This window comes from Stieleria tagensis (assembly GCF_024129865.1).
Taxonomy (GTDB): domain Bacteria; phylum Planctomycetota; class Planctomycetia; order Pirellulales; family Pirellulaceae; genus Stieleria; species Stieleria tagensis.
In genome coordinates this window covers 22,695-35,365 of sequence record NZ_JAMYFE010000104.1, presented here as the reverse complement: position 1 = coordinate 35,365, position 12,671 = coordinate 22,695, and the positions used below count along the sequence as shown (strand labels likewise).

Annotated in this window: 9 protein-coding genes; all 9 read right to left on the bottom strand. The window is 56.8% G+C overall.

What is annotated here, in order from left to right; all coding sequences use genetic code 11:
* Positions 1-21: 21 nt before the first annotated feature.
* Positions 22-3,372 (bottom strand): UTP--glucose-1-phosphate uridylyltransferase, encoded by a 3,351-nt coding sequence (locus NHH03_RS22825; protein ID WP_253160018.1) that lies wholly within the window; start codon positions 3,370-3,372, stop codon positions 22-24.
* Complete coding sequence (locus NHH03_RS22820) at positions 3,369-4,259, bottom strand: sugar phosphate nucleotidyltransferase (RefSeq protein WP_253160022.1); 891 nt, start codon at positions 4,257-4,259, stop codon at positions 3,369-3,371. Before NHH03_RS22820 ends, NHH03_RS22825 begins: the two co-directional genes overlap by 4 nt.
* Before the next feature lie 103 nt (positions 4,260-4,362).
* Entirely contained in the window at positions 4,363-5,598 is a 1,236-nt protein-coding gene (gene cbiE, locus NHH03_RS28275; RefSeq protein ID WP_253160016.1) for a precorrin-6y C5,15-methyltransferase (decarboxylating) subunit CbiE, read from the bottom strand.
* Positions 5,599-5,622: 24 nt separating this feature from the next.
* Positions 5,623-6,291, bottom strand: a complete 669-nt coding sequence (locus tag NHH03_RS22810) for a redoxin domain-containing protein (protein ID WP_253160014.1) — start codon at positions 6,289-6,291, stop codon at positions 5,623-5,625.
* A 12-nt stretch (positions 6,292-6,303) separates the two neighbouring features.
* The gene (locus NHH03_RS22805; RefSeq protein ID WP_253160012.1) at positions 6,304-7,335 is read right to left on the bottom strand and encodes a sugar phosphate isomerase/epimerase family protein; all 1,032 of its coding nucleotides are present in this window, start codon (positions 7,333-7,335) and stop codon (positions 6,304-6,306) included.
* A gap of 30 nt (positions 7,336-7,365) precedes the next feature.
* Positions 7,366-8,280 (bottom strand): rhomboid family intramembrane serine protease, encoded by a 915-nt coding sequence (locus NHH03_RS22800; RefSeq protein WP_253160010.1) that lies wholly within the window; start codon positions 8,278-8,280, stop codon positions 7,366-7,368.
* Between the two features lie 670 nt (positions 8,281-8,950).
* Entirely contained in the window at positions 8,951-10,108 is a 1,158-nt protein-coding gene (locus tag NHH03_RS22795) for a type III polyketide synthase (protein ID WP_253160008.1), read from the bottom strand.
* A gap of 260 nt (positions 10,109-10,368) precedes the next feature.
* A complete protein-coding gene (locus NHH03_RS28270; protein ID WP_253160006.1) occupies positions 10,369-11,163 on the bottom strand; it encodes a CPBP family glutamic-type intramembrane protease in 795 nt (264 codons plus the stop codon).
* On the bottom strand, positions 11,160-12,671 hold the full coding sequence (locus NHH03_RS22785) for a hypothetical protein (protein WP_253160003.1): 1,512 nt from the start codon (positions 12,669-12,671) through the stop codon (positions 11,160-11,162). Before NHH03_RS22785 ends, NHH03_RS28270 begins: the two co-directional genes overlap by 4 nt.

Sequence of the window (12,671 nt, the reverse complement as noted above, 5' to 3'; positions counted from 1 at the left end):
AACATGAAACCGTTTTCCCCCTCATTCTGCCCATCGGCACAGTGAATCAATGTAGTCCGCCGATCCATCTAATTTCCACGGATCCAACTGGTCCTGAGTCTTGAGCTGCTGTCCGCGCCGCGTCGGCACGACCAGAAACTGGCACTGCAATTCCGGCAGCGCCGTCATGTCGCCCCACAACTTTTCGAATTGGGCGACCGGATAGATGTCCTCCTGAGCATGTCCCCAACGTTTCTTGACATCCTTCAATGTGATGTACGTCGGCAACCGTTTGGCCAACCGTCGCACAGCCGCATCCACCTCGGTTTGGTTTCCCAACTGATCGCGGCGAAGTCCAAAGACGCCTAGCAACTGGTCGATGTCGATCCATGTTGTCATCGAATTGTAATAAGTCAATTCAAACTCGACCTGTTCGTCCGGCATCGCCAGACCTTCGACCAAACGCGGGCGACCGCTGACCAACGCCAACCCACCGCCGCGGTCTTCCAATCGTCGCGTGATGACTTCGAAACTGAGCGCAGACGCGCTCTTGATGTGTCGCCCCAACAACCCTGGATCGACATTGGCTCCCAGCGTGTCAATGTTGTGCAGCATCAGATAACGCAGGGCGGGCTGGTCCCCCAGCAACTTGGCCAACATGCCATTTCGTAACAGATTCGGCACTTCGTACCAGTGCCCGACCGGATGCAAACACTGGCTGGGCAGATTGTCGGTGTAGTCGTTTCCTTCGCCGGTCGCCTGTGCCCAGTTCATCAGCGCTGCACGAACACTTTGACGGACCTTTTGTTGTTGCTGGTCCAATACCTGTTCCGCAGTCTCCTGCCACAAAAACTGTAGATCCCGTAGCGCAGGCACCATTCTCAGCCCCACACTCTTGCCGGTCGAAACATGCACGTTGTCGGCAAACCCGAATTGGTCGTTGATCGCCAAGTGATCTCGAATCGGTCCGTCGGTCAGATAGCTAGTCGTAAAGACATGTGGAATGCGGCCACCGTGGTCGTGCGTGGTGGCTCGATTCTTGGCCAAATGCACTTCCAAGAAACTGCGATGACGCCCGGCAAACCGGTTGAATGGATGCAACGCTTTACAAACACCGGCGCCCTCGGTCCAACGACTACCAACTCCAGCAGCCAGTGTGACCACTGCCACCTGGCCGGTCGCAATTGCGGCGCTGCCGGCGGCCACATCCGCCTGGTCACACCCCATTCTGACATCAACAACATGTTCTGGGCGAACATCACCGATCGTGGTGCTCGGCGACAACCGGTTCTGCGCCAGACCGATCCGACCGTTCTTTAAATCCGCTCGAATCTGTTCATGCTGTTCGCTGTCGAAACCAATTTGATCCAACAATTCATGCAAAGACCCCGTCACCTGTGGGTCCGAATCATCGCGTGGCAAAATGCTTTGTAACAGTTTCGACGAACTGGCCGCAGCGATCTGGCCGTCGGTACAACGGCGACCGATCGTCTGCAGTTCGGCACGTCGATCGGGTGACAACTCGCGAATCGGCCGACGCAATAAACCGGGCACCACCAACTGGTAATAGCGATCGGGCATCGGCGCATCGCAGCCATGTCGCAGCTCGGCCCAACTGCCAGCATCATTGATCTTGAAGTCGTAGACCACGGGGTCCATGGCAAACGGAAGCGATGTTTGCAGTTCTGTTTTTACAGCCACCATTTCTTGGCGCAACCAATCACTGGCTGCATTTTTGACCAGCGGATCGAACAAAAATCCCATGCCGCCGCCGGACATGCCGCCCAGCATCACAAATCCCCAGAACTGTTCCCCATAACGTTCACGACAGGCCTGAATCATCCTGTCGGTGAATCGGTTGGTCGCCCAGGGAATGATCGTCTGCAGCGGGCCTTCGAAATTGCGTGTCGTGGCATCACCGATCGCTTTGATATCCCCCGCTTCAATTGCTGCGACCACTTCATCCAAGATACCGATCGCCTGACGACGGGCCTGCCATTCTTTTTGACTTCGCAGCAAATAACGCTCGGTGACCATCTCCAGAATCGGGCCAACGTTTTGTGCCATCCCACCATGGACCAGGACCAGCGAGTCCTGCAATTGCTGGCGGGTTTCGAGACTGACTCGCTGGTGATCAAACACCTCGTGCACCGGCATCAAACGTCCTCGACTGATGCCAAACTCCGGGTCTCCCTCGGTCGCATTGGCACCGCAAATCAGCTTGATCCCTGGCCAAACGCCGCCGGAGTCTTGCCATCCACCGCCACTGCCGCCGATCCATTCACCCAAAATCGCTCGCGCAGCGACCAACCGCCGATCCGCTTCGGTCAATCCACCACTCAATGATTTGACCTGTCCGGTGGCACGCATCAACACCGCGATCAACGATCCCAACAGGTTGGTCGAAACCGCCAGCCGAGATCCTTTGGGGATGTCATTGATCTTGCTGACCAACTCCAATCCCTTGCCCGGCCCGATCAGTTGTTCCAACAATTCGCTGATCGGTCGTCCGCAACCCTCCAGCCCCGGCGGTACGATCCCCGCGGCGATCACGGCAGCCTTCAGTAGCCCCAAATAGTCACGCGCAAAATCAAACATCTCCGCGATCGTCGTGACGTCGGCGGTGACCCCCAGGTCCACGCTGGCGAAGCGAAACACCGGTTCATCGATCACACGCAAATAAGTTTCGATCGGCGGTCGAGGTTGGTCGTCGCGGCCACGAACCCCTAAGTCGATGGACAGGTTCAAAACCCTCGCACCGCTGGGATAGTCCATCCCCAAAAAGAAAATATCGCTCCAGGCACTGTGCGACAAATCCATTCGCACCGCCGTGGTCTCGCACAGGATTGGCATCGCACCGCTCGACACATCGGCCTGCAACAGTTCGCGTCGCAGCCGCAGCGGATGATCGCTGGGATGCCCTAAACGAAACATCCATTGATTACCCCGTACCGTGCGGACACTCTTTCGTACCTGATCGGCTAACGTTTGAAACGCCAACTGATGATAGGACCGTGCCAGCGCGCTGCAGATCGCATCGTTCGCGCCGGACTGCTGTAAACATTTCGCGAACACATCGATTGCTTCCACAAAACGACGCGACAACAGATGTTCGTAGCCATCGTAAGGAATCCGGCCATCCGGATTCGGAACCCCCTGCTGATCCGATTCCTGTTGCAGACGGGCCGGCAGATGGTAGCGATGGATCGCGGACAGAAAAAACAATGCCCGGACCTGGGCGTACAAGTTGGATTCTTGGCGACGGAAATCATCCAATTCTCGGCAATGGTCCAACAACGCATCGGAGTCGCATCCGGCAATCACGGTTTCTAGCGCCAGGTGGCGAACCGCATCCTCTTGTGACTGGATGATTTCAATCAGTCGATTGGTCATACCACCGCGTCTCCGCTGAAACCGTTTCCAGCACCAGTGCTTTCCGGCCCAGGACGACTGGCCAACAATTCAACCATTTCGGTCAAAATGTGATCGCGATCTCGGCCTGACAAACCGATCGCCAACTGAGCGATCAGCAGGCCGTAGGGGACCCCCAAGTTGTAGCGGGTTCCGCGAACTTGATAGGCCATGTACTTGTGATGTGTGTGCAGCACTTCCAGCGCGTCGGACAGAGTCGGTTTGTTCAACGACGAATCCCCGGTCACCTGCTCGAGCGCGGGAATAATGTCATTGGTCAACACATGCATTCCGAAAAAGCCCAGGTAGTGACCGCTGCGCAGCCCCGGTGTGACCAGTTCTTGCTCGGCATAGGTGGGTGTCGGTTTCTCGACGACACGCTGGACTTCGAACGCACCCTCATGTTGTGGCACACGGGTGCCAGAGACAATTCCAAAGTAGGGCAGCTTATTCTCTCGCGTCGACTGAACGGCCGACACGGAACAAGAAAACTCGGTGGCCACATCAATCAACTGTTTGGCACACGAGACCTGAATCGCACTCAAATACAAATGATCGCCGACGAGGTGCAGAAACGGCGCACCACCGACAAACGACTTCGCCCGCAAAATGGCATCGGCATATCCCAGTGGCTCCGGTTGTTCGGCAAACCGCAGACTGCCGACCAAGTCGCCGGCGGCTTGTTCAAATGCGTCTTGGTCGCCGGGGCGAACGACGACACAAATCTCTTCCACACCCGACGACAACACCTCATCCAGAATCAATTGCAGCGCCGATTTGTCGTTGCCGTCTCGATTGACCAACTGTTGCGTTGGGATCTGGTTTTGATGGGGGGCCGCAGCCGTGATGACTGCCTTGCGAACCTGCATGATGCACGCGACTCGAATCGAGGACAAAAAGTCGAAAACCGGTCCCGATAGACTAGCCGCCGCACCTCAACAGCCCCACTCACCTAGTTCCAATCCGCTCGAATTATTTGCCACCGACGATCAAAAAGGTCGGATTCAGCGATTCAAATCGAACGCGATCCAGTTGTTGCTGACCGCGGGCGATGTTGATCATTCGGACTTCCACACGAAATCCCGCTCGATCCAAGACCGACTGCACCGCAACCAGGTTGTCGGGGCTGGAGACATTGACGACCAGTCGTCCCGCCTTCAGTCGTTCTGCGGCACCGGCGACCAAGTCGGGCACCATGCGACCGCTGCCGCCGACAAAAACCGCCGTCGGATCTGGCAGCGAAGCCCAGGCATCAGGGGCTTGGCCGTGAATCGGCACCAGCGATGGCACATCAAAACGCTCGGCGTTCTGAAGCATCAAGTTGTAATCCTCGGCGTCCATTTCAATTGCAAACACTTTGCCGCTATCGGCGATCCCCGCGGCTTCGATCGCCAACGCACCACTGCCCGCGCCGACGTCCCACATCACCGATTCGCGATGTAGATCCAACTCTGCCAACGCAATGCAGCGGACTTCGGATGGTGTTAACAAACCGCGTTTGGGACGGGATTGCAAAAACACGTCATCGGGGTTTCCAAACAACCGTTTGCGGCCTTGGCCACGTGGCAAATCCGCGGCGCCGCTGCGACGCACCAACACCATCACGTTCAACGGCGAAAAGGTTTGGCCGCGGATCGATTCCAAATCACCCTGTGTCACCGTTTCGTTGGGCGTGCCCAGATTTTCACAGACGAATGCGGTGAAGTAGTCGATCCGGCGGTCCAGCAATGCCTCGGCAACCGCGCTGGGCGGGATCTCATCGGTCGTGAACAGTCCGACTCGCTCGGCCGATCGAATCGCATCCACAACACGGTCCAGCGGTTGGATTGCCAGATTTGACAGGTAGGCATCGTCCCAGCTCTCTTTCACCCGCGCAAAGGCGAGTTGCATGCTGCTGACATTGGGAACAATTTCAAACCGTTCCTTGCCGATCGTATCGGTCAAAAATTTTGCGATCCCATAGAACAACGGATCGCCGCTGGCCAGCATCACCGTCGGCTTATCCGGCAAATTGCTCATGCATTTTTTCAGTTCCGACAAACCGCCGTCACAGGGCAAACGCTCGGCCGGGTGGTCGGCCGGAATCCGATCCAACAATGCCTTCGATCCGATCAACACTTCGGCCGCTGCCAACCGTGACGTCGCATATCCGGTCAATCCATCTAATCCGTCGTCGCCGATTCCGACGATGTGAATCCGTGCAGTCACGCTGGTGGCGCTCCGTGAAAAGAATTAAAGGTTGTTCTTGATCGCTTTTAAAATGTCATCAACGCTCGCACGCCCGGCATGCGAATCACTGACCTTGGCCCATTTGACACGCCGCCCTGGTCCAATCAAGTAGGCGGCCGGATAAGCGGTCTCGCGATTATCGTCCCAACGCAATCCCCACTCGCTGATCAGCTTCATTTCCGGATCACGAACGACGACAAACGTCTCCGGCATTTTTCGCGATCCGAAAAACGCGTTGGCATGCCGCTCGAGCTTCTCGGCCGGGCCGGGATAGATCAGCACCACTCGACGTGGCTGGTTGCCGGTCGCCGCGGCAAGCGCATTGGCCCGATTCAGCAACGAACCGACCTGACGCGTGCAGATCACACATTGATAACCGGGATAACCGCGCAGAACGATGACCACCACCGGTCCTTGTTTGGCCAAATCAGACAACGACACATAGTCGTCTTGCCCCTGCACCGGCAAATCAAAATCCGGCGCCTGCTGGTCCACCGCCAATGGCTTTTCCGGCCCCGCCGCAACGACGCTTGCCGCCGACAGTGCCCACAATGAAATCGTGACCGCGATCGCTCCGAACCAGGGACGCCTAGTCCAGCGGTTCAGCGTGACGTCGGATCGGTGTTGACCGGGAATCGCCCCCTGCGGTGACCGGTGGCTCGTAATGTTCATGGTTGCTTCCTGCTACGCTTTTTTTCCAGACAAAAACTGATAACTCTGAACGATACTTTCCAGCGGCGCCGGCGATTCATCCTGTTCGACGTGACATTCCTGGACACCGATTTCTTTGCCCAATCGCATCACACCCGGCAGATCAATCACACCATCACCACATTCCTGAAACGCATCTTCGGGAACATTCCCCTCGTCGTAAATCACACCAACGCCAGCTTTCAAATCTTTCAAATGCAGCATCGTGATTCGTCCGGCAAGGTGTTTCATTAAATCCAGCGGATCGCGGCCACCTAGCTTGGCCCAAAACACATCTAGCTCAAAATCCATCAACTGGGGATCAAATCGCTCGATGAAAATGTCATAGGCCGCCTTGTCAGCACCGGGCAACTTGGCGAATTCAAACGAATGGTTGTGATAGGCCATCCGCATTCCAGCGTCGCGCGTTCGACGCGCGGCCTGATTGGCTCGCTCGGCGATGGCCTTGCATTGATCGGCCGTCTCGCGAGATTTTCGATCAATGTAGCCAAACACGACATGCCGCAACCCGATCCGTTCGGCCATCTCAACCGTTTGCTCGACCGGCATCACACCGTCGGCGGACGGAGTGGCGATCGTTCGCCAATCCAGGAATCCGCTGTGTACCATCAAACCGTTGTCACGTGCGATCGCAGCGATCTGCAGAGAATCACGATTGATCTTCATCAGCTCGACCTGCTTGTAGCCGGCCGCCGCGATCGCTTTGAGTGTGGTGGCCGGATCCTCGGCCATCTGATCGCGAACCGTATACAACTGCAATCCGATTCGATCCAGATACGGAGGCGGCGTGTCGGATGGCGGAGCGGGTTGCTGCGGTTGAGTGTTCGTTTTTTCTGCGGGCTGCTCGATTGGCTTTTCGGGTGGCGTTTCCGGCGGATCATCAGCCAACCCCTGCAGCGGTCGCGCCAACCAAGCGGTCAAGGTCGCCAGCCCGGCGGAACCCAGCGCTGCACGACGCCCCAGCGTGACGGGGGAATTCGATTTGTTAGGCGGCGGCTGGTTCATTCGGATCGACGGGGTTGGATTGGACGTGGATTAATCGAGATTGCGTTTTTCACGCTGCCGGCGGCTGTGTCGCTCCAAGACACGGCGTTCGGACCGCGTCAGGCTCTGCTCGCCCGAAGCATGGATTTTAGCCAAAATCTGGTCCACTTCCTCGTTTTCCTGACGCAGCTTCTGGTCAGGGTCATGGATCTTCAACTTCGTACGGCGGATCGACTGGCGGAATGTCCGCCCCGAATCGGAAAAATCAAGCCAATTGAGATTCCAGTGCTGGAAATAATACAGCAGTGCAAACGCCACGCCCGCTAAGTGCACGGTGAACGCCGTGCCCCCCTGTGCGGCCTGGCCCGACAACATCGTCAGTGAACCGTACAAGTTGGTGACGACAAAGATCACCGCCACCACCCAGGCTTTCACCGGGATCACAAACATCAACAAAATGGTCGCCTGCGGGTAGTAACAGGCAAACATGATGGTCACCGCGATCACGGCGCCACTTGCGCCAATCACCACCCCATTGTCGATGCCCATCGCCCAGTAGGTCAAACAACCCGCGACGCCGCCGACAAACATCGACACCAAATAGAATCGCAGGAACTCCCACCGCCCCATCCGCTGTTCGACGTTGCGGCCGAACACCCACAAACCGAACATGTTGAACCCGACATGCATCAGGCTGTTCTGATCGTGTAAAAATCCATAGGTCAAAAACTGATACCACTGCCAGGGCCGCAGCAGCGTTTCCGACCAACATCCGAACCAAGGCAATAGCCGACTTTGTCTGTCGCCAGGCCCCAACTGCTCTCCGGTGAACATGTCAATGAAGTAAATCGCGACCGTGATGACCACCAAAATGATGGTCATGCTCTTGGGCTGTTGCGACCGCTGATGTCGATCCCAAGGCGACATTTCATCCTCACGACCATAGTCGCGTTCGTACAAACCCATTCGTGCAGAACCAGTCCAAAAAAGTGCGGGGCAGGGGGACAGCGCATCTCAGCGATGATTGCTTCACCATCCTACCAACTTGCCAATCGTCAAGTCGATATCCCAATTCAGCTTGGCAGTGTGGTGATTGAGTTGGCGGAGGAGCGAGTGTTGAGAGGGCGCGTTGATCGCAAGTGCGACGCGCCAGCGAGGGATTTAGGGTGTTCACAAGATCCCTCGCTCACGCTTCGCGCTTACCAAAAACCAATGCCCCACGCAAAACCGCAACTTCAAAACGCCTGATGACATAAAAAAACGACCGCGGATCGTTCCACGGTCGTTCAATGTTCTTGATCAGTGATCGATCACCGGGCAAGTCGACTTGGCCTCGGAGCTCCGCAAGACGCCGGATTAACATGGCGCTGGCAACGGAACTCAACGACAGCCTATTTCTTGCGGTGACGAATCTTGCTGCGCATGCGTCGTTTCTTTCGGCCTACTTTCCGACGTCCTTTCCCAGTTCGCTTTGTACCCACCTACTTAATTCTCCAAAAGGTTTGCGCCGACTTCTCGGCCTCAGAATGAATGTGTTAGTTCCTGGGCTGGCAAGTCGGCGCAGCCGTCACGGGGGCCTTAGAGCCTAGCAAAATTAGTGCGGCGGACAAGACGAAATGCCAATTCACTTCGCCAGCTAGCCCAAAAGAGTTGCTTCGGCGACCAACCCGGGGCCAAAAGCCAGCACCACGCGGGGCCCGGTGTTGCCAGCCCGCAAGGCTCGCTGCAGTACAAATAGCACCGTCGGCGACGACATATTGCCCAATTCCGACAACACTTCGCGCGAATGCCCCAGTTCGTTTTCGGGCAATCCCAACGCCTGCTCGGTCGCATCCAAAATTCGCGGCCCCCCCGGATGCACAATCCAATCCCCGATCGATTCAGGCGATAATCCGTGTGGCGCCAACCACTGCGATAGCCATTCTTGCAAATGCCCTTGGATGCTGCCCGGCACCTGACCGGTCAATGTCATGTCGAATCCGTGGTCGCCGATCCGCCACGACATTTGATCATCACTGTCGGGAATCCGAATCGATGCACAATCGATGATCGAAATCCCCTGCGAAAACTCCGCGACTCGATTGCGGCCGACAATCACCACGGCCGCTGATCCATCGGCGAACAATGCATTGCCCACCATCGCTTCGTCTTCCCAGCTCATTCGATAGTGCAAACTGCACAATTCCACGGCGCACAAGAGCACGACCGCATCCGGATCGGCCGCCGCCAATCCCCGCGCGGCACGCAGCCCGTTGATCCCCCCGTGACAGCCCATGAATCCGACTTGAACCCGTTGAACCTGCGGTGAAAGCCCCAGCGCGTCGAATAGATGCCAATCCAATCCGGGAGCGGCAAATCCGGTGCAGGATACGGTGACCAGATGGGTCACCGACGCAGGATCGATCTTCAGCGGTGTGGAAATCGGCCCAAAACCGTCTGATTGCACCTCGCCGTCCGACCCCAGCGGGTCACAGCCTTCCAACCGCTCGCGTATCGGCACCAGTTGCAGATCGGACGCATCCATTCCCATCGCCTGGCGGCAGGCTTCGGTGGCCAGCGGCGGGGCATACCGCTCATACAGGGACATACGGTCCCCGGTTCCCGGTCCACGACCTGCCGCGCCGCCATCCTTGTTCCAAAAATAGGCCGTCTTCCAGGGAATCACAGTCCGGCGACTGGTTACCCCAGATTTGCGAAACAACATCCGCAGCAATCGCTTTTGACGTTCGTCCTGGCAAATGATGTCGCTGGACATCGCCAACGCATCATCCTGTGTCACTTCTTGGCCCGGCACCGCCGTTCCCAGACCGATGATCGAACACGGCGCGGTGCCGAATTCATTGGATTGATTGAACAGAAAACCGGCCTAAAGTGAGAGGATCAAGGGCATGGAGCTACCGGAGCACCATCCCCGCGGGGGTAGTTCAGACGCTGGAGATCGACGGGACAGTTGCTGCCAATCGGTTCCCTCGCCTCCTGCGTAGCGCGCGTGAACTATCCAAGGTAAGACTGACTCGCCATCAAGACCAGCCCACCGCTTCCCACAGATCCCCGCTACCACAGATACCACTGGCCGTACCAACAAACATAAACGCCCAAGATGAAATTGGTCACGGCATGGGCTAGCACACAGTTCCAAAATTTTCCAGTCCGCACCATCAACCAACTGACCAGCGAAAACCACAACCCCGCGGCCACCAGTTCCCCCGGATGCGACACCATTCCGTACAGCGTCCCGGCGACCAAACCGGTCGCCGTGATCCGCGACAACGGTAGCGACGGCCAATCCTCGGACTCGACGGCGCGCATCACAAATCCCCGTAAAAACAATTCTTCGGCGATCGGGACACTGATCACCAACAGCGCAAATCGCATCACCAGGAAACACGCCAGCTCCGTTCCTGGCGAATAGACGGCAAACGGATTCACACCCTCTCGCGCCGGCAACCAATCGGTCGAAATCCCCAGCATCGTCAACAGACCACGCTCGAGCTGTAAACCACACGCCCCGATCCAAATCACCGCGCCGATCACGCCCACCCAAATGCCGCTCTGATCGACCGAGACCGGAAATTGGCTGCGAATACGCGGCCAAAACCAAACGATCGCCAGTGTCATCAGCAGCACACGGGCACCCACCAACCCCATATATGCCAGCGGATTGATCTCCACCCCGTCTTCCAATGGACGGGTATCGATGACCGCACCGAGCAAGAAAAAGATCACCAACGGCACAATCATCGCCGCCTTGGATTGCCAGTCGGCATCCCCTCGGCCGCCCGTCAATGGCTCGCTGCCGGTCAATCGTTCGCTGCCGGACAATGGCTCGTCGTCCCGACCGCCGTTCACAGTGTGTGCGAATCGACTTCGCGACTGTAGACCGCCAACACCGTTTCGAACGTCTCGGACTTGATCTTGTATTCCGGATTAGCGTCAGTGTAGCGATTGCAATGATCGACCAACACGCGATACAGAAACCGAAACAGGTGCCGTGGCACTCGCAGCGAGTGAAACGCGGAAATCAAACGTTGATAGTCCACATCGGCAAACAGATCTTTCGGCTCCGGTGACTTGCCCGGCGCCGCACAAGCGATCATCCGCGCCCGTGCCAAATCGTACAACGACTCTCCGGTCCACTGAAACGACGGAATCACGTTCTGTTTGTCCAATCTCGCACGCTCATGAAAATCGCGTGACTCGCGTTCCATGTCACGATACAGATCTTGCGGCAACATCAGTTTGAATCCGACGCCGGGATGTTTCAACAATTTGTTGTCCAGCAGCGGCCAGACGAACAATCGCATCAACTCCGGCTTGCCGCCGGTCATGTGCGGCTCATCAACGCGATCCATCAACACGATGATCCCTTTGTATCCCAACCGATCGATCACCGATTGAAACTTATTCAACAACTCATAGCGATCATCGGTGCGATCAAACCGTGGCAACGGTTGGCTGGCCAGTTCTTTGGCGGGAATCGAATGCAACACATTGCGCACCGAACCGATCTCACGCTTGCCGACGCGCATGTGCCGGCGGATACGAACCGCAGCCCACCAGGTCTTGAAAAAACGAATCAGGTAGGGCAGCGAACCGAGCAACATCAACAGCGGCGCCAACCACAAATAATCCCAAACCGTCTTGGTCGCTTCTTCGGCACCCTCGGCAACCTCCGGCGAACCGCGGAACATCAGATACAAAAACCCGATCGCGACCAACACACACCATCCAATCGCGAACCAACAACTAACCTTGGCTGCGACATTTCCGAAACCCAGCTTCCGCCGCAACGTGTTCCAACGCTCGACGAACGCGCCGTCACTGGACTGGTCGTAGCAAGACGCCAACAACAACAAATCACGCGCCGCGGTGCGATCCAGCTTTGCCAGCGACTCGCGATCCACCCCGTCGTCGACCTGGTCTGGTTTCAATACCTGGTCCACTAACTTGGTCACGCCGATACACAGGATCGAATCCATGTGATCCCACAGCTTCCACTCCTTCAACACCCGCTCGGGTTTGCGGTTGGCACGCCGGCTCATCCGCTCGCTAAAGTGATCCAGAAAGGGATTGAAATCGTCATAGGCGATCGTAAAGACACGTCGCGCCGGGTTCTCCAAATTGAACTTGTTCAAATGCCGCAGAATCTGCAATCGCATCGCAGTTTTGCCAGACCCCTTGGGACCAAATACCATCGCGGTCGATGGCTCGGTGGGATCCCCATACACCTTGTCCCAAACCGGGTGATAGGCATTGGCAATGCAATGCTCTTTAAAGACCTGGTCGGTCTGCGCATCCTCTTCGGCAAAGGGATTGCGAACGATGCCATGGTGCTCGAGAAAACTTTGGATGTTCAT